The sequence below is a fragment of the Rhodococcus sp. NPDC004095 genome (assembly GCF_053604015.1).
Genome location: NZ_JBSGGS010000008.1, coordinates 125,435 through 148,118, shown reverse-complemented (window position 1 = coordinate 148,118; position 22,684 = coordinate 125,435). Strand labels below are relative to the sequence as shown.

The following is a 22,684-nucleotide window of genomic DNA, read 5'->3' as shown; positions in this document are numbered from 1 at the left end:
TCCCGCAGTAGGTCGTGGAGCTGGTTGACGAGTCGGCGGTTCTGTTTGGCCAGGCCGACCCGGCGTTCGTCGAGAATCCGCAGGACGTCGGTGTGGCCTTCGGGGGCGACCGGCCGCGCGCCACCGAGCGACAGGTCACGCCGGATCGGCTCCGCCGGACCGGCACTGTGGCACCCTGGTCGGATGCGCGTCGCAGTCGTCGCCGGACCTGATCCCGGTCATGCCATTCCCGCCATCGCTCTGTGTCTGAAACTGATTGCCGCGGGGGATGATCCGGTGCTGTTCACCGGAGATCGATGGCTCGATGCGGCGCGGGGGGCCGGGATCTCGGTGCGCAAGCTCAAGGGGCTGGCGCCGCGGCCCGAGGACGACGACCTCGACGCAGGCGCGCGGATCCATTCCCGGGCGGCATACATCTCCACCGAGATCCTGCCGGACCTGAGCGCGATGCTGCCGGAACTGGTGGTCTCGGACATCCTCACCGCCGGTGGCGGCATGGCCGCCGAGCGACTCGACGTGCCCTGGGTGGAGTTGTCCCCGCATCCGCTGTACCTCCCGTCGAAGGGACTGCCGCCGATCGGCAGCGGCCTCGCGCCGGGGGAGGGCCTGCGCGGACGCGCACGCGATGCCCTGATGCGGGCGGCCACCGCCCGGTCCATCAAACAGGGTCTGCGCCAGCGGTCCGAGGCGCGCGTCGGGGTCGGGTTGCCCGCGCAGGATCCGGGCCCGGTGGCCCGGCTGATCGCGACCGTGCCCGCGCTGGAGGTGCCGCGGCCGGACTGGCCCGAACACGCGCACGTCGTCGGCCCCCTGTTGTGGGAGCCGACGACCGATCTCCTCGGGCTGCCGCCCGGGGACGGCCCGCTGGTGACGATCGCGCCGTCGACCGCGCACACGGGTGCCGAGGGCATGCTCGAAACCGCGCTGACCGCGCTCGACGGGACCGGGGTGCGGGTGGTGGCGTCGATGCTCGACGCCCCACCTGCCGACCTGCCGTCCTGGGCGCGGGCGGGCCTCGGAAGGCAGGACGCGCTGCTCGCCGATTCGTCGGTGGTGGTGTGCGGCGGCGGCCACGGCATGCTGGCGAAGACGCTCCTGGCCGGGGTTCCCGCGGTGACCGTGCCGGGCGGCGGTGACCAGTGGGAGCTGGCGAACCGGGCGGCCCGGCAGGGCAGTGCCCTGGTGGTGCGCCCGCTGACCGCCGACGCGCTTCGGGAGGCGGTGCTGCGGATGCTCGACGAGCCGTCGTTCGGGGAGGCGGCGCGGGAGGCCGCGCGGACCGCCGGCGACGTCGAGGATCCGGTGGCGGTGTGCCGGGCGGCGGCCGAGGCGGGGCTGTCGCTGCCCTGACGGTCTCGGCCCCGAGGGTTCGCGGCCGTCGGCTACCGTGAAGTCGTGCGACTGACCGAGTTCAACGAACTGGTGCACGGCGAGTTCGGCCGTCTCTACGGCGAATCCCTGCTGGTGGACCACGTGCTGCTCAGCCTGGGCGGAAAGACCGCGGCCCAGGCGATCGAGGACGGTCGCGAGCCGCGGGAGGTGTGGCGCGCGCTGTGCGCCGAGTTCGACGTGCCCCGCAATCGCTGGTAGGAGCCCGGACGCGGCCGACACGCCGCCCGGCCCGTTGACTCGAACAGGTGTTCGCCTATGCTTGGGGGGTGCTCGTCAGGTCGCGTCGGCAAAGTTTGTCGGTGCCCCCGTCTACGGTGACGGCATCAAGAAGAACCGCTCGGATCACGAGTGCTGACCGAACACCAGTCGTTGACTAAGGAGAACCGATGGCACCGCAGGCACACGATCGCGACAAGGCGCTCGAGCTCGCACTGGCGCAGATCGACAAGAACTTCGGCAAGGGTTCGGTGATGCGTCTCGGCGAGGAGGCTCGCCAGCCCATCTCGGTGATCCCCACCGGTTCCATCGCCCTCGACGTCGCACTCGGCATCGGTGGTCTGCCCCGCGGTCGCGTCGTCGAGATCTACGGCCCGGAGTCCTCGGGTAAGACGACCGTCGCACTGCACGCGGTCGCCAACGCGCAGGCCGCCGGCGGCATTGCCGCGTTCATCGACGCCGAGCACGCACTCGATCCGGAGTACGCCCGCAAGCTCGGTGTCGACACCGACGCGCTGCTGGTCTCGCAGCCGGACACCGGTGAGCAGGCCCTCGAGATCGCGGACATGCTGATCCGCTCCGGCGCACTCGACATCATCGTCGTCGACTCGGTGGCCGCGCTGGTGCCGCGCGCCGAGATCGAGGGCGAGATGGGTGACAGCCACGTCGGTCTGCAGGCCCGCCTGATGAGCCAGGCGCTGCGCAAGATGACCGGTGCGCTGAACAACTCGGGCACCACCGCGATCTTCATCAACCAGCTGCGCGAGAAGATCGGCGTGATGTTCGGCTCCCCGGAGACCACCACCGGTGGTAAGGCGCTCAAGTTCTACTCCTCGGTGCGCCTGGACGTGCGCCGCATCGAAACCCTCAAGGACGGCGGCGACGCGGTCGGTAACCGCACCCGCGTCAAGGTCGTCAAGAACAAGGTGTCGCCGCCGTTCAAGCAGGCCGAGTTCGACATCCTCTACGGTCAGGGCATCTCCAAGGAGGGGTCGCTGATCGACATGGGCGTCGAGCACGGCTTCATTCGCAAGTCGGGCTCCTGGTTCACCTACGAGGGCGACCAGCTCGGGCAGGGCAAGGAGAATGCCCGGAAGTTCCTGCTGGAGAACACCGACATCCGTGACGAGATCGAGAAGAAGATCAAGGAGAAGCTGGGCATCGGTGCCGACGTGACCGCGGAGGGCGGCGACGACGCGCCCGTCGACTTCTAGGAGATCCACCGTGGAACCGGACGACCGCCCGCGGAGGTCCCGCAGGCGGACCGGTGACGGCGACTCACGGCGGGCCGGCGACGTCGCCTCCCGCTCACCGGCCGAGCAGGAGGCGCAGGCCAAGGATCTGTGCCTGCGCCTCCTGACGGACCGCGCGCGCAGTCGTGCGGAACTGTCGAAGAAGTTGACGGACAAGGGTTTCGACGTCGAGGTGATCGTGCGGGTCCTGGACCGGCTCACCGAGGTCGGGTTGGTCGACGACGCCGCGTTCGCCTCCCAGTGGGTGCACTCACGGCACACGTACTCCGGCAAGGGCAGGCGTGCGCTGGCGATGGAACTGCGCACCAAGGGCGTTGCCCCCGATGTCGCGGCGGTCGCTCTCGATCAGATCGACGGCGACGACGAACGCGAACGCGCCGCCGAACTGGTGCGCCGGAAGCTGCGGACCGCCTCCCTGGACTTCGAGGTGGACGGTCCGGGCGGACGCAGCAGCGAACGCGACCGTCTGGTGCGCCGGCTGGTGTCGATGCTGGCGCGTCGCGGCTACCCGCAAGGCATGTGCTTCGACGTGGTGAAGACCGAGCTCGCGCAGGCCGGCTCGGACACCGAGGGTTTGGACGACCGCTGAGGTCGGAGCGTCGCCCGGGTCGACGCGGCCGTCACACCATGTCCATGCCCGGTGCGGCGGGCGGTACCGGTGGCGCGACCGCCGGGCGGCCCTTCTTGCCGCTGCGCAGACGCTTCTCGACGTACGTCGCGAGCGCGGACAGGGCCGAGTTGAGCACGATCATGATCGCCGCGACCACCAGGAGCGACGGCAGGTAGTTGCCGTAGAACGCGCCCAGTTGCTGGCCGGATCGCACGACCTCGACGTAGCCGATCAGGTAGCCGAGCGCGGAGTCCTTCAGCGCCACCACCATCTGGGAGATGATCGCCGGCAGCATCGTCGTGATCGCCTGCGGCAGCAGAATCGTGCGTGTGATCAGGCCCTTGCGCATCCCGAGAGCCTTCGCGGCCTCGGTCTGCCCCCGCGGGAGGGAGGTGATCCCGGCGCGCACGATCTCGGCGATCACCGAGCCGTTGTAGAGCGTCAGACCCGTCACCACCGCGGCGAGCGCCAGGTACTTCGCCTTGAACACCTGGTAGTCGGCGAACACCTGGTAGGCGAAGATCATCAGGATCAGCACCGGGATGGCGCGGAACAGTTCGACGACGAAACCGCACGCCGTCCGGACGATCCGGTGGTCCGACAGTCGGCCGACGCCGAGGAGCACACCGAGGATCAATGCGAGCACGATCGAGATGGCGGCGGCGGTGAGCGTGCCGCGGATGCCCGGGAGGAGGTACGTCGTCCAGGACGTCGTCTCGGTGAACGGACTCCATTTCTCCGCCGTCAACTGGCCCTTGGCGTCGAGCGCCCGGTACACCAGATAGCCGACGGCAACGAGGAGCGCCGCCACGGCCACCGAGGCGAGCCGGTGGAGCGTGCGGGCGCGGGGTCCTGGGGCGTCGTAGAGGACGGTCGCCTGAGGGGTTGCTGTCGCCCGGGTCACCGTGCCACCTCCATCCGCTTGCCGAGATAGCCGAACAGCAGACCCATGGGCAGGGTCAGGATCACGAAGCCAAGCGCGAAGATCCCGCCGACCACGAAGATCGCCGCCTCGTTCTCGATCATGGTCTTCATCAGCAGCGACGCCTCCGCCACTCCGATCACCGACGCGATCGTGGTGTTCTTGGTCAGCGCGATCAGGACACTGCCGAGCGGGGCGATCACCGTCCGGAAGGCCTGCGGCAGCACGATCAACCGCAGGTTCTGCCCGAACGTCAGGCCCAGCGACCGGCCCGCCTCGGCCTGGCCGACGTGCACCGTGTTGATGCCTGCGCGGAGCGACTCGCACACGAAGGCCGCCGTGTACACGGCCAGTCCGAGGACGGCGAGTCGGAAGTTGTTGTCCACCAGCGAGGTCGGGGAGTTCTCCGGGGCCAGCCGCACACCCATCGTCTGGTACAGGCCGAACGAGCAGAAGAGGATGATCAGCGTCAGCGGGGTGTTGCGGAAGACGGTCACGTAGGCCGCGCCGAGCCAGCGGGCCACCGGGACGGGGGAGACCCGCATCGCGGCGAGCACCGTGCCGATGACGAGTGCGCCGACCGCGGACAGCGCGGTCAGTTCGATCGTCGTCCAGAACGCGGAGATCAGCTGATCCCCGTACTTGCTGAGCAGGTCCACGTCACTCCCGGGTGCGGCGGCGACGGCCGCGGCCCGGGCATCTCGCCCGGGTCCGCGGCCGTCGGGTGGTCAGTAGCGGTTGACGGTGGGGGGCGCGGGGATCGGGTAGCCGGACGGTCCGACGTTCTTCTCCAGCGCCGCCTGCCAGGAGCCGTCGGCGATCATCGCCTCGATGGCGTCGTTGATCTTGGCGCGGGTCTCGTCGTCACCCTTGGCCAGTCCGACGCCGTAGTTCTCGGTGGTGAACTGGTCGCCGACGACCTTGAGCTGGCCGGGATACTGGGCGGCGTAGCCGGCCAGGATGATCGCGTCGGTGGTCACCGCGTCCACGGCACCGTTGCGCAGCGCCTCGACGCACGCGGAGTAGGTGTCGAACTCCTGCAGCTGCACCTCGTTGGCGTAGGTGTCCTTGACCTTCTGCGCCGGGGTGGAGCCGGTCACCGAGCACAGCTTCTTGCCGCCGTTCAGCGACTCGGGGCCGGTGATGTCGGTGTTGTCGGAGCGCACCAGCAGCGACTGCCCGGTGGTCAGGTACGGGCCGGCGAAGTCGACCTTCTCCTTGCGGGCGTCGGTGATCGAGTAGGTCGCCACCACGTAGTCGACCTCGCCGTTCTGGATCAGCGTCTCGCGCTGCGCGGACGGGGACTCCTTGAAGGTGATCCCGGACGGCTCGACGCCGAGCTTGCCCGCCACATAGGTGGCGACGTCCACGTCGAAACCGCTGAACGTGCCGTCGGGGTTGCGCAGCCCGAGACCGGGCTGGTCGAACTTGATGCCGACCGTGAGCGTTCCCGATTCGGCGCTCTGGCTGGCGCTCTTCTCCTCGTCGCCGCCACAGGCGGTCGCGACGACGGCGACGGCGAGCACTCCGACCCCGACTCGTAGCGCGCGGGTGATCCTCATGTGTTCCTCTCCTTCGGGTCGAGCAGCGGAATTTCGGCGATGGTCAGTGTGGTCAGTGGCCGAGGATCTTTCCGAGGAAGTCCTTGGCGCGTGGCGATTTCGGTGCGGTGAAGAAGGTGTCCGGGTCGGTGTCCTCGACGATCTGGCCGTCGGCCATGAACAGCACCCGGTCGCCGGCCTTGCGTGCGAATCCCATCTCGTGGGTGACCACGAGCATCGTCATGCCCTCCTTTGCGAGGTTGGTCATCACGTCGAGGACCTCGCTGACCATTTCGGGATCGAGCGCGGAGGTCGGCTCGTCGAACAGCATCACCTTGGGGTTCATCGCCAGCGCGCGGGCGATCGCCACCCGCTGCTGCTGACCGCCCGACAGCTGTGCGGGGTACTTGTCGGCCTGGTTGCCGATCCCGACCCGGTCGAGCAGCTCCACGGCCCGGGCCCTGGCGTCGGGCTTGCTCATCTTCCGCACCTTCACCGGGGCGAGCATGACGTTCTCCAGGATCGTCTTGTGCGCGAACAGGTTGAACGACTGGAACACCATCCCGACGTCGGCGCGCAACGCGGCCAGCGCCCTGCCCTCCGCGGGCAGTTCCCTGCCGTCCACGGCGATGGTGCCCTCGTCGACGGGTTCGAGCCGGTTGATCGTGCGGCACAGCGTCGACTTCCCGGACCCGGACGGACCGACCACGATCACCACCTGACCGGTGGGGACGTCGAGGTTGATGTCGCGGAGAACGTGCAGGTCGCCGAAGTGCTTCTGCACCCCGGTCATCGAGATCATCGTCGGGGAGATGGCGGTCGGCGCGCCCGCGCCCGATACGCCCGCGTTCGTCATAGTGATGGACCCTAGGTGCTGGGCAGGACGAACCCCAGTCTTTGTGTCGACTCGGCCGGTCGGCGTAATGGAACTTTTACCAAGGCAACGAATCGACGCCCGATCCTGCGATCCCTCACGGAACCCGTCGCGAGTCGTTGCGACGGGTGTTTACTGGTTCGAGTACGAACAAAGCCTGCCGAGGGGGCTCCATGACGTACGCGAACGCCGAGATCGACCAGATCCACCAGGGCCGCGGATCGGGGTGGCCGACATGACCGCGGTGTCCCCGAAGCCGAATCTCGAGGCTTCTCGGCCGTTCCCGGCGCGGCTCGGGCCCAAGGGCTCGTACGTCTACCGGATGGTCACCACGACCGACCCGAAGATGCTCGGGGTGCTGTACCTGGTCACGTCGTTCGCGTTCTTCCTCGCCGGCGGTCTGATGGCCCTGCTGATGCGCGCGGAGCTCGCGGTGCCGGGGATGCAGTTCCTGTCGAACGAGCAGTTCAACCAGCTGTTCACGATGCACGGAACGGTGATGCTGCTGCTGTACGCGACGCCGATCGTGTTCGGCTTCGCCAACTACATCCTGCCGCTGCAGATCGGCGCGCCGGACGTCGCGTTCCCGCGGCTGAACGCGCTGAGCTACTGGCTGTACCTGTTCGGGGCCCTCATCGCGATGGCCGGTTTCGTCACCCCCGGCGGCGCCGCCGACTTCGGCTGGACCGCCTACAGTCCGCTCACCGACGCCGTGCACGCGCCCGGTGTCGGCGCCGACATGTGGATCATGGGACTGGCGGTCGCCGGTGTCGGCACGATCCTCGGTGGCGTGAACATGATCACCACGGTGGTGTGCCTGCGGGCCCCCGGGATGACGATGTTCCGGTTGCCGATCTTCACCTGGAACATCCTCATCACGATGATCCTGGTGCTGCTCGCGTTCCCGATCCTCACGGCCGCACTGATGGGAGTGTTCGCCGACCGACACCTCGGTGCGCACGTGTTCGATCCCGCCAACGGCGGAAACATGTTGTGGCAGCACCTGTTCTGGTTCTTCGGTCATCCCGAGGTGTACATCGTCGCGCTGCCCTTCTTCGGCATCATCACCGAGGTGATCCCGGTGTTCAGCCGCAAGCCCCTCTTCGGATACAGCGGGATGGTGTTCGCGACGATGTCGATCGCCGCCCTGTCGATGGCGGTGTGGGCGCATCACATGTACGCCACCGGCGCGGTGCTGCTGCCGTTCTTCTCGTTCATGACCTTCCTGATCGCCATCCCGACCGGCGTGAAGTTCTTCAACTGGATCGGCACCATGTGGCGCGGCCAGCTGACATTCGAGACGCCGATGCTGTTCTCGGTCGGCTTCATCGTGACCTTCCTCTTCGGCGGTCTGTCGGGCGTCGTGCTCGCCAGCCCGCCGCTCGACTTCCACGTGACCGACTCGTACTTCGTGGTCGCGCACTTCCACTACGTGCTCTTCGGCACCATCGTGTTCGCCACCTACGCCGGCATCTACTTCTGGTTCCCGAAGATCACCGGGCGGATGCTGGACGAGCGGCTCGGCCGGTGGCACTTCTGGCTCACGTTCATCGGCTTCCACACCACCTTCCTGGTGCAGCACTGGCTCGGCGCCGAGGGCATGCCGCGTCGCTACGCGGACTACCTGCCCTCCGACGGGTTCACCACACTCAACGAAGTCTCCACGATCGGCGCGTTCATCCTCGGGGCCTCGACGCTGCCGTTCCTGTGGAACGTCTTCAAGAGCTACCGCTACGGCGAGGTCGTCACGGTCGACGACCCGTGGGGCTTCGGCAACTCGCTCGAATGGGCCACGTCCTGCCCGCCGCCGCGGCACAACTTCACCGAACTGCCCCGGATCCGCTCCGAGCGACCGGCGTTCGAGCTGCACTACCCGCACATGGTCGACCGGATGCGCGCCGAGGCCCACGCCGGGCGCGCCCACGGGTCGACCGCGGTCGCCGAGGTCGCCGCCGGCTCCGCCGACTGAGACAGGAGACCCGCCATGCAAGGCAATCTGCCCGACCTGCCGTACTACGGACTGGACTGGGAGATGTTCTTCCCGACCAACCTGTACGTTGCATTCGCCAAATGGTGGAATCCGCTCTGAGCGTCCGGTGGCGGCGGTCGAGCGGTGGTGTCCGGTGCCGGTGCACGCCGCGTTCCGGGGAAGGGCGACGCCCGTGGCCGGTGACCTCACGACCCGCGCCGAGATCGACGTGCTGCTCCGCTGCTTCTACGGCCGCGCCCTGGTCGACGAGTTGCTGGCGGAACCGTTCACGGAGGTGCGCGAACAGGGACTCGAGTCGCACCTGCCAGTGATGTGCGACTTCTGGGAGACGATCCTGTTCTCCGCAGGCACGTACCGGGGCAGTCTGTTCCGGATCCACCGGCAGGCGTACGAACGGCACCCGTTCGACGGCGAGCATTTCGACCGCTGGCTGCTGCTCTGGCGCGAGGCGGTCGACGAGCTGTACACCGGGCCGGTCGCGGACCGGGCAAAGCTGCAGGGGCAACGGATCGCCACCGCGATGCACCGCCGGCTGGCGGGTCTGCCCAGCCTCGCGGCCGAGGCGGTCCGGACCGGGGCGGCAGCGATGCCGACCGGGGTGGTCGAGGCGGTTCCGGACGCGGTGAGGGGTGCTCCCGGTCAGGCCGTACCCTGGTGGGGTGGACACGATCGACCCCGAGACCTCGACAGCACCCCGTAGCTACGAGGTCCGCACCTTCGGCTGCCAGATGAACGTGCACGACTCGGAGAGGCTGTCCGGTCTGCTCGAGGACGCCGGCTACACCAAGGCCGTGCCCGGCACCGACCCCGACCTCCTGGTGTTCAACACCTGCGCCGTCCGGGAGAACGCCGACAACAAGCTGTACGGCACCCTCGGTCACCTGCGCCCGACGAAGGACGCACACCCGGGCATGCAGATCGCCGTCGGTGGCTGCCTCGCCCAGAAGGACCGCGACACCGTGGTCAAGAAGGCGCCGTGGGTGGACGTGGTGTTCGGCACCCACAACATCGGATCGCTGCCCGCCCTGCTCGACCGGGCGCGGCACAACCAGCAGGCCGAGGTCGAGATCCTGGACTCGCTCGAGGCGTTCCCGTCGACCCTTCCCGCCAAGCGGGAGTCCGCCTACGCCGGCTGGGTGTCGATCTCCGTCGGCTGCAACAACACCTGCACGTTCTGCATCGTGCCTGCGCTGCGCGGCAAGGAGGTGGATCGCCGGCCCGGCGACATCCTCGCCGAGGTACAGGCCCTGGTGGACGAGGGCGTGCTGGAGGTGACCCTGCTCGGTCAGAACGTCAACGCCTACGGCGTCTCGTTCGCCGACCCGGAAGCGCCGCGGGACCGAGGCGCGTTCGCGAAGCTGCTGCGCGCCTGCGGCGACATCGAGGGCCTCGAGCGGGTCCGGTTCACGTCCCCTCATCCCGCCGAGTTCACCGACGACGTCATCGAGGCGATGGCCGCCACCCCGAACGTGTGCCCGCAGCTGCACATGCCGCTGCAGTCCGGCTCGGACCGTGTCCTGAAGGCGATGCGGCGGTCGTACCGCAGCACCAAGTTCCTCGGCATCATCGAGAAGGTCCGTGCGGCCATGCCGCACGCCGCGATCACCACCGACATCATCGTCGGCTTCCCCGGCGAAACCGAGGAGGATTTCCAGGCCACCCTCGACGTCGTCAGGCAGGCGCGGTTCACCAGCGCCTTCACCTTCCAGTACTCCAAGCGTCCCGGGACCCCGGCCGCGGAGATGGACGAGCAGCTCCCGAAGGAGGTCGTGCAGGAACGCTACGACCGGCTGATCGAGTTGCAGGAGCAGATCACCCTCGAGGAGAACCAGAAGCTGGTCGGTGTCGAGGTCGAGTTGCTGGTCGCCGCCGGTGAGGGCCGCAAGAACGCGGAGACGCTGCGGATGAGCGGTCGCGCCCGCGACGGCCGCCTGGTGCACTTCCGTCCCGAGGGCCGGCTGGACGGGCAGGTCCGTCCCGGCGACGTGATCACCACTGTCGTCACCGGCGCCGCGCCGCACCACCTGATCGCCGACGGTCCGGTGCTCGGCCACCGTCGGACCCGGGCCGGCGACTCGCACGAACGCGGCATCACCCCGAAGACCCCGCCGATCGGGGTCGGCCTGGGACTCCCGCAGATCGGCGCGCCCGCGCCGCTGCCGACCGTGACCGGATGTGGAGCATGAGCAACAACGAGCCCGACCCCATCGAGCAATACCGCAAGGACATCGACGCCGCCGAGAAGAAGGTGGCGCGCGAGATCGACCCCGGCATGCGGGCACTCGTCGTCGCGGTCGGCATCCTCGCGTTGATGGCGACGTTCGCGTTGCCGCACACCGGGGGCGCGAAGGGCTGGGACGTCCTGGTCGGTAACGACGCCGCCCTGGCCGAGGACATCGCCCTCCCGTCGCGGGTGTTCGTCTGGCTGACGCTGGTGTTCGGGATCGTCTTCGGCATGCTCGCGCTGGTGACCCGGCGCTGGGTCCTGGCGTGGATCTCGGTCGCCGGATCGGCGGTGGCCAGCGTGTTCGGCATGCTGGCGATCTGGTCCCGGCAGACCCTCGACGCCTCTTCACCCGGTGGTGGGCCCGGGATCGGCCTGATTCTCGGGTGGGTCCTGATCATGGTGCTGACCTTCCACTGGGTGCACGTGGTGTGGCAGCGCACCGCGCTCCAGCTGGCGGCGGAGGAGGAACGGCGTCGCAAGACCGCGGAGGGTGACCAGAACAACCTCATCTGGGGGGATCGCTGACGGTCCCCGGGCGGGAGTGACGTCGGGCTCGAAGGAGTCGAATCGTGCCTTTCACCCTGCCCGCGGGAGCCGACGTGGTCGTGGAGACCGAGGTCAGGCATTCCCGCTTCATCGCGGCGCTGCGGCGTGTCGACAGCCCGGCCGAGGCGCAGGACTTCCTGGAGGATCAGCGGCGCCTGTATCCCGACGCGCGACATCACTGCTGGGCCTACGTCACGGGTAACGAGCAGTCGGACCGGGCCGAGCGGTCGGGTGACGACGGCGAACCCGGTGGCACGGCCGGGGTGCCGATGCTCCAGGTGCTCCGGGCTCGGGAGCTGGTGGACGTCGGGGTGGTCGTGACGCGGTACTTCGGCGGGATCAAGCTCGGCGCGGGCGGGCTCGTGCGTGCCTACTCGGGTGCGGTGGCCGCCGCGGTCGACGCCGCCGCCGGGTCGTCACGGTGGCTGAGCCGGGAACGCCTCGAATTGCTGTCCCTTGAGGTCGGCCACGACACCGCGGGCCGGGTCGAGGCGGACCTGCGGGGGCGCGGGGTTGCGGTTGTCGACACCGCGTACGGCGCCAGGGTCACCTTCACTCTCGCGACCCGGGATCCCGAGCACCTGGCGGCCGCCGTCGCGGAACTCACCGCCGGCGCGTCGGAACTCGTCCCGGCGGGCGTCCGCTGGGTGGATTCCGAGCTGCCGCGCCGGTGAGTGAATCTTTCCCCAGAGGGGCCCCACCCGACCGGGGCGAGATTCACTCACGGACGGCGGTTCCGTCTATCGGTCGCTGACGGCGGTGCCGTCTATCGGTCGCTGACGGCGGTGCCGTCTATCGGTCGCTGACGGCGCCCTCGGCGGCGTCGGCCCATTCCCGCCACTGCCGGGCCTGGGCGAGGGCCTTCTCGGCGTCCTTCGTCTTGCCTGCCGCGGTGGCCTTCGCGGCCTGCTCCTCGAACTGCGCGACCCGCTCCCGGAACTGGGCGGCACGCGCCATCGCCTCCGGGTCGGTGCGCCGCCACTGCGAGTCGGCGGCGTCGCGGACCTTCTTCTCGATGGCGTGCAGCCGGCCTTCGAGGTCGTGCATCTTCTCGCGGGGGACCTTGCCGATCTCGTCCCACTTCTCCTGCAGGTCCCGCAGGGCGGCGCGGGCGCCGTCGAGGTCCTTGGCCGGGTCGATGTGGACGCTGCCGAGCAGTGCCTCCTTGGCGGTGGCGTTCTCCTCGAACTCGGCGTCCCGCTCGGACGCGGCGGCGTTGCGGTTGCCGAAGAACACGTCCTGTGCCGCCTTGAACCGCTTCCACAGCGCGTCGTCCGCTTCGCGCGGTGCGCGTCCGGCGGCCTTCCACTCGGTGAGCAGATCGCGGAACGCGGATGCGGTCGGACCCCAGTCGGTCGAGTCCTTCAGCTCCTCGGCGCGTTCGCAGAGTTCTTCCTTGCGGGTCTTCGCCGCGGCGCGCTCGCGGTCGAGTTCGGCGAAGTGGGCGCCGCGCCGGCGGTTGAACGCCTCACGGGCCTTCGAGTACCGCTTCCACAGCGCGTCGTCGAGCTTGCGGTCGACACCCCGGATGGACTTCCACTCCTCGAGGATCTCGCGGAGCCGGTCGCCTGCGGCCTTCCACTGGGTGGATTCGGCGCCGATCCGTTCGGCCTCGGCGGCCAGTTCCTCCTTGCGGTGGGTGTGCTCCTCGCGTTCGTGTTCGCGTTCGGCCTTCTCCGCCTCGGCGGCCTCCTGAGAGCCGGCGATGACGGCGTCCAGGCGCTTGGCCAGGGCGTCGATGTCGCCGATGACGGCCGCGGTCGGCAGGGACTCGGCCAGCGCGGCCGCCGCGGTGCGGGTCCGGCGCGCGTCGCCGGAGCCGGAGGTCAGGCGGGCTTCGAGCAGGCTCACCTCGGTGGCCAGGTCGTCGTAGCGGCGGCCGAAGTGGGCCAGCCCCTCGGCGGCGTCGCCGGCCTGCCACGACCCGATCTGGCGCTCGCCGTCCGCGGTCGTGACCCAGGCGGTGCCGTCCTCGTCGACGCGTCCGAATCGGCTCGGATCGCTCGGCGGCGTCACCGCCGGTGCGTGCACGGCGGCGGGGGCAGCGGGTTTCGCGGGACCGGGTTTCGCGGCGCCCGGCTTGGGGGCGCCCGGCTTGGGAGCGCCCGGCTTCGGGGCGCCGGGCTTGGGTGCGCTGCTGTCGGTCATGACTCCTCATCTCTGCCGCGCGTCACGGCTGCCGCTGCCTCGTTCGTCGCACGCCGATCCTCACGTCTGCGCGCGCTGGTCCCATTCAACCCGGAACAAGGTGTCAGGACCATTGAAACAGCTTGGACCGCGAGAGTAGGGATTGCGCGGGATGCGGCGTGCGCGCAAAGGACGGATCTGGTGGTGGAACCGCGACGGGTGGCGACTACCGTTGGCCGGTGTGTTCACCGCCGCAGCCCTGGTCTCCTCCCCGCCCCTGCTGATTCCCGAACTCGCGGGCGCGGCGGCGACAGAGACCGCCGACCTGCGTGCCGCCACCCTCGATGTCGCCGGTGAGCTGGCCGGACTCGCTCCGACGTGGACCGCGATCGGGGTCGGAGCCACGGAGGCCGAGGTTCCCGCCGCGGCACGCGGCACCTTCCGCGGGTACGGCGCCGACGTGCGGGTGGCCCTGGGGGCGGCCGGCGAGCAGGGCGTCGCCGATCCGAATCTGCCGCTCGCCGCGCTGATCGCCGGCTGGCTGCGCGGGGCCGTCCGCTCGGCAAATCCAGGGGCGCCGGGCACCGAGATCGAGACGATCCTGGTCGCCCCCGACACGTCTCCGGTGTACTGCGCCCAACTCGGTGCCCGGTTGCGGAAGCAGCTGGACGCCGACCCGCGCCCGCGCGCTGTCCTGGTCGTCGCCGACGGTGCGAACACGCTGACCCCGAAGGCGCCCGGCGCCTACGACGACCGCGCGCCCGTCGCGCAGGCCGAGCTCGATCACGCGCTCGCGGAGGGCGACGTCGAGTACCTCGCCCAGCTGGACCCCGTCGCCTGTGCCGATCTCGGCATCGCCGGCCGCCCCGCCTGGCAGGTCCTGGCCGCGCTGTTCGGCCGCACGCCGAGGAAGTGCCGCACCGACTACCAGGGCGCCCCGTACGGCGTCGGCTACCACGTGGGGCTGTGGCTGCCGTGACCGACACCTCGAGGCCGGTCGCGGTCGTCGGTCCGACCGCGACCGGAAAGTCCGATCTCGGGCTCGCCCTCGCGCAGCGGCTCGGCGGCGAGATCGTCAACATCGATGCGATGCAGCAGTACCGGGGCATGGACATCGGCACGGCCAAGCTGCCGGTCGCAGAGCGGCGAGGCATCCCGCACCACCAGCTCGACGTCCTCGACGTCACCGAGACCGCCACGGTCGCCCGGTACCAGCAGTCCGCCCGCGCCGACGTCGAGGCGATCCTGGCCCGCGGCGCGGTGCCGGTGATCGTGGGCGGATCGATGATGTACGTGCAGTCGCTGCTCGACGACTGGGAGTTCCCGGCGACCGACCCGCAGGTCCGCGCGAAGTGGGAGGCGGTGCTCGCCGAGCGGGGGGTGGCGGGCGTGCACGCGGAACTGACGCGGGTCGACCCACAGGCCGCCGCGACGATCCTGCCCACCGACGGCCGCCGGATGGTGCGCGCCCTCGAGGTGGTTGAGCTGACCGGGCGCCCGTTCGCCGCGTCGGCCCCCACGATCGGCGAGCCGCGGTGGGGGACGCGCGTGATCGGAGTCGACCGGGACACCGCCGAGCTCGACGAGCGGATCGAGCTGCGGACCCGGCTGATGTTCGAGTCGGGACTCGTCGACGAGGTCGAGACGCTTGTCGCGGCCGGCCTGCGGGAGGGGGTCACCGCGCCGCGGGCGATCGGCTACGCGCAGGTACTCGCGGCGTTCGACGGGGAGTACGACCTCGACGAGGCCCGGATGCGCACCCTGATCGGCACCCGCCGGTACGTGCGCAGGCAGCGGTCGTGGTTCCGGCGGGACCAGCGCGTGCGGTGGCTGGACGCGGCGAGGCCGGACCTGGTCGACGTGGCCCTGGCCGTCGTGCAGGCACCGCCCGTCGTGCAGGCACCGCCCGTCGTGGAGGAGTTGTCGAGCGTGGATGAACAATCGGTCGTGGAGGAGCAGTGACGAAGAAGACGGCGCGCCGGACGCCGGGTGGGCAGCCCCGGGTGACGGTGCGCAACGCCCGGTTCCAGCAGTGGCAGTCGTACCTGACCACCCGGGCGAAGCGGACAAAGGCAGGGCGGTTCCTGATCCAGGGCGTCCGGCCGCTGACCCTGGCACTCGAGCACGAGTGGCCCGTCGAGACGCTGCTGTTCCGCGTGGACGGCCCGCCGCTGTCCGAATGGGCCCGCGGCGCCCTCGAGCGGTGGTCGGGCGAGACGGTCGGCGTAGCGGGCGAACTGCTTGCCGAACTGGGTGAGAGGTCGGAATCGGCGCCGGAGCTGATCGCGGTCGCGAAAACCCGGATGCGACCGCTGTCGGCGCTGACATTGCGCCGCGGTGAGCGGGCGCCGCTACTGGTGGTGTTCGACCGGCCGTCGTCGCCCGGCAACCTGGGTACTCTGATCCGCAGCGCCGACGCGTTCGGGGCGGACGCGGTGGTGGTCACCGGGCACGCCACGGACCCGTTCGACCCGCAGTGCGTGCGCGCGTCCACCGGTTCGTTGTTCGCAATGCCGGTGTTCACCGCCGCCGACCCCGACGAAGTGGTCGCCTTCCGCGGCCGCCAGAAGATGGAGATGCAGATCGTGGGCACCGACGAGCACGGCGCTGTCACGATCGCCGACCACGACCTGAGAGGTGGAACGATCCTGGTGATCGGTAACGAGACCCGTGGCATGAGCGCCGCCTGGCGCGGCGCCTGCGACGTCACCGTCAGCATTCCGATCGGCGGCGCCGCGAGTTCGCTCGGCGCGCCGTCGGCCGGTGCGGTGTGCCTGTACGAGGTCACGCGACAGCGGATGACCGCGGTGGGGGGCACCCGATGAACATCGCCGATCACCTGGCCGCGCGGATGAGCCTGTTCGGGGCGGCGGCGACGATGCCCGGCGTGGGTCGCACGGCCGCCATGCAGTTCAGCAAGGGCCACGGGACGGAGAACGACTTCGTCCTGCTGCCCGACCTGGAGGCGACGATCGACCTGACCGAGGCGCGGGTGTCGACGCTGTGCGACCGGCGCAGCGGGCTCGGCGCCGACGGGTTGCTGCGGGTCGCGCGGGCGGGCGTGCTGAAGGAGGCCGGGGTGCTGGACGCCCTGCCGAAGGGTGTCGGCGTGGACGACTGGTTCATGGACTACCGCAATGCCGACGGGTCGATCGCCGAGATGTGCGGCAACGGGGTCCGGGTGTTCGCGCACTTCCTGCGGGCGTCCGGGCTCGAACTCGCCGACGAGTTCGTCGTCGGATCCCGGGCAGGTGCGCGCCCGGTCGTGGTGCACGGCCTCGACGGCGCGACCGCCGACGTGACCGTCGACATGGGTGTGGTCAAGGAACTCGGGACCTCCACCGCCACGGTCGCGGGCACCGAGTTCAGCGGTCTCGGCATCGACGTCGGGAACCCGCACCTGGCGTGCGTGGTCGAGGACCTGACCGCCGAGTCTCTGGCGGCACTCGACCTGACGGTCGCCCCCGACTTCGACGCCGACTTCTTCGAGCACGGCGTGAACATCGAGATCCTCACCGCGCTCGCCGACGGCGCCGTGGACATGCGCGTGTACGAGCGCGGGGTGGGGGAGACCCGTTCCTGTGGCACCGGAACCGTCGCCGCGGCGGCCGCGGCGTTGCGCGCCGCGGGCAGGTCCGAGGGCGAGGTCGAGGTCCGGGTGCCCGGCGGTGAGGTGCGTGTCGCCGTCAAGTCCGGCAAGGCGACCCTGCGGGGGCCGTCGGTCCTGGTCGCTTCCGGCAGCCTGGACGAGACCTGGTGGTCGTCTCTCGGCGGGTAATGCGGATGCACCGCGGGGGCCGTCCGTGGGACGATGGCGGGGTATGACGAATTCAGACGAAATGACTCACGACACCGACCACCACGATGATCGGCCCGCCGGTGTTTCCGGCCACGATCCGTCGGTGGGTGAGATGCAGCTCGACGAGCGCAGCGCGCTTCGCCGAGTGTCGGGCCTGTCCACCGAGCTCACCGATGTCACCGAGGTCGAGTACCGGCAGCTGCGCCTCGAACGGGTGGTGCTGGTGGGGGTCTGGACCTCCGGCACCGCCACCCAGGCCGAGGCCAGCATGGCCGAACTCGCCGCTCTTGCGGAGACCGCCGGATCGGAGGTCCTCGAGGGCCTCGTCCAGCGCCGCGACAAGCCGGATGCGGCCACGTACATCGGGTCTGGCAAGGCCGGTGAACTGCGTGAGGTGGTTCTCGCGACCGGCGCCGACACCGTCATCGCCGACGGCGAGCTCACTCCCGCTCAGCTCAATGCGCTGGAGAAGGTCGTCAAGGTCAAGGTGATCGACCGCACCGCCCTGATTCTCGACATCTTCGCCCAGCACGCCACGTCCAGCGAGGGCAAGGCGCAGGTCGCGCTGGCGCAGATGCAGTACATGCTGCCGCGGCTGCGCGGTTGGGGCGAGTCGATGTCGCGACAGGCGGGCGGCCGCGCCGGCAAGGACGGCGGCGTGGGAACGCGCGGACCGGGCGAGACGAAGATCGAGACCGATCGGCGGCGGATCCGGGAGCGGATGGCGAAGCTGCGCCGCGAGATCAAGGAGATGAAGGGTGCCCGCGACACGAAGCGCACCCGGCGGCTGCGCAGCGACATCCCGTCGGTCGCGATCGTCGGATACACCAACGCAGGCAAGTCGAGTCTGCTCAACGCCCTGACCGGCGCCGGCGTCCTGGTACAGGACGCGCTGTTCGCGACCCTGGACCCGACCACCCGCAAGGCAGAGTTTCCGGACGGCCGCGAGTACGTGCTGACCGACACCGTCGGATTCGTCCGGCACCTGCCCACGCAGCTCGTGGAGGCGTTCCGGTCGACGCTCGAGGAGGTCGCGGACGCCGACCTGCTGCTGCACGTCGTCGACGGTTCCGATCCGCTGCCGACCGATCAGATCAAGGCGGTCCGGGAGGTCATCACCGAGGTCCTGCGGGAATCGGACGCCCCGGCACCGCCGGAACTGCTGGTGGTCAACAAGATCGACGCCGCCGACCCGATCACCCTCACCCAGCTGCGCGGCCTGCTGCCGGGCGCGAGGTTCGTCTCCGCCCGGACGGGGGAGGGCATCGAGGATCTGCGGGCCACCCTCGCGAACCTGGTGAGTCCGCCGGAGGTCGAGGTCGAGGTCCTCGTGCCGTACACGCGCGGCGATCTGGTGGCCCGAATTCACTCGGATGGGCGAATTCTCGGCTCAACACACGAGGTGGAGGGCACACTGATCCAGGCGAAGGTGCCGCCGGCGCTGGCCTCCGCCCTGGAACAGTTCCGTCACAGCGCCGCGTGAGTACCGCGACGGCACCGCCGTCGGAACCCCGCGACGCTGAGGAGAACTCGAGGATGACCGGATCGAACGCCGCGGTGCGGAGACGGATGGCGGCGCTCGCGCTGACGGTGGTCGGGTCGGCGATCCTGACGGCGGCCCCGGCCACCGCCCAGGGTTCGGGCGGCTCGACCGGATCGTCGACGGGGTCCGACGCCGTCGACGCGACGTTCGAGACGTTGTGTACGCCAACCGAGTCCGGCCTCTCCGAGATCTCCGGTCTGGCTGCCACCGGCGACAAAATCCATGCGATCGGTGACAGTGGCACCGACGACAGGGTGTGGGTGCTCGACAACCAGTGCCAGGTCATCGACACGGTGCCGGTGCCACCCACCCCGGTCGACGTCGAGGACATGGCCCTGTCCGACGGTCGGCTGTGGCTCTCGGACACCGGCGACAACAACAAGGTGCGCCAGCAGGTGTCGCTGACCGACGTGGACCCTGCAACCGGCGCCGGTGCCATGCACCTGCTCACGTACCCCGACGGCCCGCACGACGCGGAGACGCTGCTCGTCGGCAGGGACGGCCGGCCGGTGATCGTCACCAAGGAGGTGCTCGCGGCCAGCGGGATCTATCGCCCGGCCGGCGGCGCCACCCTCGACGAGCTCGGTCCGGGACCGGCGCCGCTGGAGCGCGTCGGACAGCTCGCCTACGCGCCCACCGACACGCCCGGCAGCCCGATGCCGGTCGCGGGGTCGATCCTGATCACCGGCGGCGCGGTCAGCGCCGACGGTCGGGTCGTCGCGGTCCGCACCTACACCGACATCTACCTCTACCCGGCGCCCGACGGCGACATCGTGGCCGCGCTGACAACCGCGACGCCGGTGCGCGTCCCGATGCCGAACCAGCCGCAGGGCGAGGCGATCGCGTTCACTCCGGACGGCGACCTGCTCAGCGCGTCCGAGTCGAACGGCGGTGCGCTGCCACCGATCCAGATCCTGCGCGGGGCGACCGCGCTGGTGCCGCTGCCCGCAGTGCAGCCCGTCGCGCAGCCGGTCGCGGCGAGCGCGGGCGGCACGAACACCAGCGCGGTGGTCGCTGCGGGCGTCGGGGTCGGCGCCGCCACGCTCGGAGCCGCCGTGTTGTATCGGGCCCGCCGGGGAGCCTGAACCCGCAACCGGGTCCGCTGCGGTTCGTCCCACCTGCCCGAATCGTCCGCTGTCCGATTCGGTTCGGGGCACCGACCGGCGGATACTGGCGCGGTGCCCGACATTCACGTCCTGCTGCGGTCGCTGTCGCGACTGTCGCTGATCGGCCCGACGGCCACGGTTGCCGTCACGGTCGCCGCTACGTTTGCGGTCCTTGCGCTCCTCGGGCTCGCGCGCCGGTTGCCGCGGCGGGAACTGCGCCGCGCCGCCGTCGCGGCACCTCTGGGTGTGGTGATGGTGCTGTCCGCGGTGTGGGCGGCCGGCCGTCCACTTCCGTTGCAGCTCAGCGGTGTCGGGGTCACAGCGGTCGTGCTGGGTGTCACCGGGGTGTGCGTGGCGGTCGCGACGGCGGTGTCCGCCGGCTCACGTCGAGTCCTGGTGCCCGCGGTGGCGGCTCTTGCGGCCGTGACACTGGCGGGGTCCGCGGTCGCGGTGGTGAACCGGGACAGCGGGCGTTACCCGACCGCGGGTTCACTGCTTGGCCACCGCGCGCCGGCGGCGGTGCGCTACGTCGATTTCGGTGAGGTGCCCGGACCGCAGCAGCGGGTGCAGGCAGGTACCCCCGTGTCGCGGGTCTGGAAGCCGCCGCTGCGCGCCGCCCGGGACGGACTGCTCACGCACGCGCAGATCCCCGGCGGACGTTCCGGTTTCGCGGCCCGGCCCGCGCTCGTCTACCTACCGCCGGCATATCTGGACTCGCCGCGGCCGCTGCTCCCAGTGCTGGTGCTCGTCGCCGGTAACCCCGGCCGACCCGAGGACTGGCTCGACATGGCGTTGGCCGAGACGGTGTCCGCATTCGCGGCGGCACACGACGGGCTGGCGCCGGTGGTGATCGTGCCGGACGCGCTCGGCGGCGACGACGCGCTACCCCTGTGCCTGGACTCACGGCTCGGCAACGTCGAGACCTACCTCGCGGTCGACGTTCCGGAATGGGCGCACACGCAGCTGCAGGTCAGTGCCGACCCCCGGTCGTGGGCGATCGGCGGCTACTCCTACGGCGGCACCTGCTCGGTGCAGCTGGCCGTCAACCGGCCCGACGTCTACCCGACCTTCCTCGACATCTCCGGGCAGGACGAACCGTCCCTCGGCGACCACGCGGAGACGGTTGCCGCGACCTTCGGCGGCGACGAGTCCGCGTTCGCGGCGGTCAGCGCCCGGGACGAGCTGGGACGAGGCGCGGCTCCGGACATCGCGGGGGTGTTCGTGGCGGGTGCGGACGACGACGAGTACGGACCGCAGCAGCGCCGCATGTACGCCGCGGCCCGGGCTGCGGGCCTGGACGTGCGCTACTACGAACTGCCGGGTCCGCACAGCGGTGACGTGTGGGCGCCGGCCTTCGCGGGCGAACTGGGCTGGATCGCGGCTCGTACCCACCTGGTCGCCGACTCCTGACCCACCGCGCGGCAGGGTTCTGCCGGACCGGCTCGGCGCGGTGGCAGTCGGGCCGGCGATGCCACAGGATGGACGGCATGGACCCCGTCGAGGCGTTGCGGGAGATCGCGTACTGGCTCGAACGCGGGCGGGCGGAGACCCACCGGGTGCGGGCCTACCGCCGCGCGGCGGACATCGTCGAGGAGCTGTCGCCGCAGCAGCGGGACCGGCTCGGCCGCACGGACACCTGGACTGCCCTCTCCGGCATCGGGCCGAAGACGGCGGCGGTGATCGCGCAGGCGTGGTCCGGGCAGGTGCCTGCGTACCTCACCGAGGTCGAGAACGCCGCCAAGCAGATCGGGGAGGGCGGCCGCGAGCTGCTCGCCGCGCTTCGCGGCGACCTGCACACCCACTCCGACTGGTCGGACGGAGGCAGCCCGATCGCCGAGATGATGCATCGTGCCGCCCTGATCGGGCACGACTACTGCGCACTGACCGACCACTCGCCGCGGTTGACCGTCGCCAACGGGCTGACCGCCGAGCGGCTGCGCCGCCAGCTCGACGTCGTCGCCGAACTCAACGCGGAGCTCGCCCCGTTCCGGATCCTGACCGGGATCGAGGTCGACATCCTCGACGACGGCAGCCTCGACCAGGATCCGGACCTGCTCGCCGAGCTGGACGTCGTGGTCGCGAGCGTGCACTCGAAGCTGGCGATGGAGTCCGACGCGATGACCCGGCGGATGGTGCGGGCGGTCGCGAATCCGCTCGTCGACGTGCTCGGGCACTGCACCGGCCGGCTCGTCGAGGGCGGGCGGGGTACCCGCCGCGAGTCCGCGTTCAACGCGGAGGTGGTGTTCGAGGCGTGCAGTCGGTTCGACACCGCCGTCGAGATCAACAGCCGTCCCGAACGCCGCGACCCGCCGTCGCGGCTGATCCGGCTCGCCCTCGAACGCGGCTGCCTGTTCGCGATCGACACCGACGCGCACGCGCCCGGCCAACTCGACTTCCAGGGTTACGGCTGCGAGCGCGCGCAGGCGTGCGGAGTGCCGGAGGACCGGATCGTGAACACCTGGCCTGCGGACGAGCTACTGTCCTGGACAGTCGCCTGACCGAGACCCGGGTGACCCCTGGTGCCGGTCGCGTCCGGTG

21 protein-coding genes and 1 pseudogene are annotated in these 22,684 nt (G+C 70.3%); 17 read left to right on the top strand and 5 right to left on the bottom strand.

Annotated features, from left to right (window positions below; all coding sequences use genetic code 11):
- The first annotated feature begins 183 nt into the window (after window positions 1–183).
- The 4 genes from ACWEPG_RS17210 (at window position 184) to recX (ending at window position 3,450) form a co-directional block, all read left to right on the top strand.
- Window positions 184–1,350 (top strand): glycosyltransferase, encoded by a 1,167-nt coding sequence (locus tag ACWEPG_RS17210; RefSeq protein WP_452594844.1) that lies wholly within the window; start codon window positions 184–186, stop codon window positions 1,348–1,350.
- A gap of 45 nt (window positions 1,351–1,395) precedes the next feature.
- Window positions 1,396–1,590, top strand: a complete 195-nt coding sequence (locus ACWEPG_RS17205) for a DUF3046 domain-containing protein (protein WP_450114321.1) — start codon at window positions 1,396–1,398, stop codon at window positions 1,588–1,590.
- Between the two features lie 188 nt (window positions 1,591–1,778).
- Entirely contained in the window at window positions 1,779–2,822 is a 1,044-nt protein-coding gene (gene recA, locus ACWEPG_RS17200; protein ID WP_450114322.1) for a recombinase RecA, read from the top strand.
- Between the two features lie 10 nt (window positions 2,823–2,832).
- Complete coding sequence (gene recX, locus ACWEPG_RS17195) at window positions 2,833–3,450, top strand: recombination regulator RecX (RefSeq protein WP_450114323.1); 618 nt, start codon at window positions 2,833–2,835, stop codon at window positions 3,448–3,450.
- 31 nt (window positions 3,451–3,481) lie between these two features.
- Here recX and ACWEPG_RS17190 read toward each other — a convergent pair whose 3' ends face one another.
- The 4 genes from ACWEPG_RS17190 to ACWEPG_RS17175 all read right to left on the bottom strand — a co-directional run bounded on the left by ACWEPG_RS17190 (window position 3,482) and on the right by ACWEPG_RS17175 (window position 6,736).
- On the bottom strand, window positions 3,482–4,375 hold the full coding sequence (locus ACWEPG_RS17190; protein WP_450114324.1) for an amino acid ABC transporter permease: 894 nt from the start codon (window positions 4,373–4,375) through the stop codon (window positions 3,482–3,484).
- Entirely contained in the window at window positions 4,372–5,052 is a 681-nt protein-coding gene (locus ACWEPG_RS17185) for an amino acid ABC transporter permease (RefSeq protein ID WP_452594843.1), read from the bottom strand. The genes ACWEPG_RS17190 and ACWEPG_RS17185 overlap by 4 nt, the downstream gene beginning before the upstream one ends.
- Window positions 5,053–5,121: 69 nt before the next feature.
- On the bottom strand, window positions 5,122–5,955 hold the full coding sequence (locus ACWEPG_RS17180; protein ID WP_450114326.1) for a glutamate ABC transporter substrate-binding protein: 834 nt from the start codon (window positions 5,953–5,955) through the stop codon (window positions 5,122–5,124).
- Between the two features lie 52 nt (window positions 5,956–6,007).
- Window positions 6,008–6,736 (bottom strand): amino acid ABC transporter ATP-binding protein, encoded by a 729-nt coding sequence (locus tag ACWEPG_RS17175; RefSeq protein WP_452594919.1) that lies wholly within the window; start codon window positions 6,734–6,736, stop codon window positions 6,008–6,010.
- 307 nt (window positions 6,737–7,043) lie between these two features.
- On the opposite strand from ACWEPG_RS17175, the gene ctaD reads away from it, so the two are divergent.
- From ctaD to ACWEPG_RS17150, 5 genes and pseudogenes are all read left to right on the top strand, one after another.
- Window positions 7,044–8,777, top strand: coding sequence for an aa3-type cytochrome oxidase subunit I (gene ctaD / locus ACWEPG_RS17170; protein ID WP_450114327.1), 1,734 nt, complete (start codon window positions 7,044–7,046; stop codon window positions 8,775–8,777).
- A 193-nt stretch (window positions 8,778–8,970) separates the two neighbouring features.
- Window positions 8,971–9,396 (top strand): annotated as a pseudogene (locus ACWEPG_RS17165) (group III truncated hemoglobin); the annotation flags it as partial.
- 61 nt (window positions 9,397–9,457) lie between these two features.
- Window positions 9,458–10,984 (top strand): tRNA (N6-isopentenyl adenosine(37)-C2)-methylthiotransferase MiaB, encoded by a 1,527-nt coding sequence (gene miaB, locus ACWEPG_RS17160; protein ID WP_450114328.1) that lies wholly within the window; start codon window positions 9,458–9,460, stop codon window positions 10,982–10,984.
- Complete coding sequence (locus tag ACWEPG_RS17155; protein ID WP_450114329.1) at window positions 10,981–11,550, top strand: Rv2732c family membrane protein; 570 nt, start codon at window positions 10,981–10,983, stop codon at window positions 11,548–11,550. Before miaB ends, ACWEPG_RS17155 begins: the two co-directional genes overlap by 4 nt.
- Window positions 11,551–11,594: 44 nt before the next feature.
- On the top strand, window positions 11,595–12,245 hold the full coding sequence (locus ACWEPG_RS17150) for an IMPACT family protein (protein WP_452594842.1): 651 nt from the start codon (window positions 11,595–11,597) through the stop codon (window positions 12,243–12,245).
- Between the two features lie 118 nt (window positions 12,246–12,363).
- Here the strand turns inward: ACWEPG_RS17150 and ACWEPG_RS17145 are convergent, their stop codons facing one another.
- Window positions 12,364–13,719 (bottom strand): DUF349 domain-containing protein, encoded by a 1,356-nt coding sequence (locus ACWEPG_RS17145; RefSeq protein ID WP_452594841.1) that lies wholly within the window; start codon window positions 13,717–13,719, stop codon window positions 12,364–12,366.
- A 220-nt stretch (window positions 13,720–13,939) separates the two neighbouring features.
- On the opposite strand from ACWEPG_RS17145, the gene ACWEPG_RS17140 reads away from it, so the two are divergent.
- The 8 genes from ACWEPG_RS17140 to ACWEPG_RS17105 all read left to right on the top strand — a co-directional run bounded on the left by ACWEPG_RS17140 (window position 13,940) and on the right by ACWEPG_RS17105 (window position 22,644).
- Window positions 13,940–14,677 (top strand): class III extradiol dioxygenase subunit B-like domain-containing protein, encoded by a 738-nt coding sequence (locus ACWEPG_RS17140; protein WP_450114332.1) that lies wholly within the window; start codon window positions 13,940–13,942, stop codon window positions 14,675–14,677.
- Window positions 14,665–15,660 carry a tRNA (adenosine(37)-N6)-dimethylallyltransferase MiaA gene (gene miaA / locus ACWEPG_RS17135; RefSeq protein WP_452594840.1) on the top strand — a complete coding sequence of 332 codons (996 nt, stop codon included), beginning with the start codon at window positions 14,665–14,667 and terminating at the stop codon, window positions 15,658–15,660. Before ACWEPG_RS17140 ends, miaA begins: the two co-directional genes overlap by 13 nt.
- Window positions 15,657–16,523, top strand: coding sequence for a TrmH family RNA methyltransferase (locus tag ACWEPG_RS17130; protein WP_452594839.1), 867 nt, complete (start codon window positions 15,657–15,659; stop codon window positions 16,521–16,523). The genes miaA and ACWEPG_RS17130 overlap by 4 nt, the downstream gene beginning before the upstream one ends.
- 80 nt (window positions 16,524–16,603) lie before the next feature.
- Window positions 16,604–17,476: a diaminopimelate epimerase gene (gene dapF, locus ACWEPG_RS17125; RefSeq protein WP_452594918.1), complete on the top strand. Its 873-nt coding sequence runs from the start codon at window positions 16,604–16,606 to the stop codon at window positions 17,474–17,476.
- 61 nt (window positions 17,477–17,537) lie between these two features.
- Window positions 17,538–18,980, top strand: a complete 1,443-nt coding sequence (gene hflX, locus ACWEPG_RS17120; RefSeq protein ID WP_450114385.1) for a GTPase HflX — start codon at window positions 17,538–17,540, stop codon at window positions 18,978–18,980.
- Window positions 18,981–19,033: 53 nt separating this feature from the next.
- A complete protein-coding gene (locus ACWEPG_RS17115) occupies window positions 19,034–20,125 on the top strand; it encodes a hypothetical protein (RefSeq protein ID WP_450114335.1) in 1,092 nt (363 codons plus the stop codon).
- A 93-nt stretch (window positions 20,126–20,218) separates the two neighbouring features.
- Complete coding sequence (locus ACWEPG_RS17110; protein WP_452594838.1) at window positions 20,219–21,556, top strand: alpha/beta hydrolase; 1,338 nt, start codon at window positions 20,219–20,221, stop codon at window positions 21,554–21,556.
- A gap of 77 nt (window positions 21,557–21,633) precedes the next feature.
- Window positions 21,634–22,644, top strand: a complete 1,011-nt coding sequence (locus ACWEPG_RS17105; RefSeq protein WP_450114337.1) for a PHP domain-containing protein — start codon at window positions 21,634–21,636, stop codon at window positions 22,642–22,644.
- Window positions 22,645–22,684 lie beyond the last annotated feature (40 nt).

What these genes read in the sequence shown, in the direction of transcription:
- dapF (WP_452594918.1), top strand. Translation starts at nt 16,604, where the DNA reads ATGCAGTTCAGCAAGGGCCACGGGACGGAGAACGACTTCGTCCTGCTG.
- ACWEPG_RS17155 (WP_450114329.1), top strand. Translation starts at nt 10,981, where the DNA reads ATGAGCAACAACGAGCCCGACCCCATCGAGCAATACCGCAAGGACATC.
- ctaD (WP_450114327.1), top strand. Translation starts at nt 7,044, where the DNA reads ATGACCGCGGTGTCCCCGAAGCCGAATCTCGAGGCTTCTCGGCCGTTC.
- ACWEPG_RS17210 (WP_452594844.1), top strand. Translation starts at nt 184, where the DNA reads ATGCGCGTCGCAGTCGTCGCCGGACCTGATCCCGGTCATGCCATTCCC.
- hflX (WP_450114385.1), top strand. Translation starts at nt 17,538, where the DNA reads ATGACTCACGACACCGACCACCACGATGATCGGCCCGCCGGTGTTTCC.
- ACWEPG_RS17180 (WP_450114326.1), bottom strand. Translation starts at nt 5,955, where the DNA reads ATGAGGATCACCCGCGCGCTACGAGTCGGGGTCGGAGTGCTCGCCGTC.
- ACWEPG_RS17175 (WP_452594919.1), bottom strand. Translation starts at nt 6,736, where the DNA reads ATGATCTCGATGACCGGGGTGCAGAAGCACTTCGGCGACCTGCACGTT.
- ACWEPG_RS17115 (WP_450114335.1), top strand. Translation starts at nt 19,034, where the DNA reads ATGACCGGATCGAACGCCGCGGTGCGGAGACGGATGGCGGCGCTCGCG.
- recA (WP_450114322.1), top strand. Translation starts at nt 1,779, where the DNA reads ATGGCACCGCAGGCACACGATCGCGACAAGGCGCTCGAGCTCGCACTG.
- ACWEPG_RS17105 (WP_450114337.1), top strand. Translation starts at nt 21,634, where the DNA reads ATGGACCCCGTCGAGGCGTTGCGGGAGATCGCGTACTGGCTCGAACGC.
- ACWEPG_RS17145 (WP_452594841.1), bottom strand. Translation starts at nt 13,719, where the DNA reads ATGACCGACAGCAGCGCACCCAAGCCCGGCGCCCCGAAGCCGGGCGCT.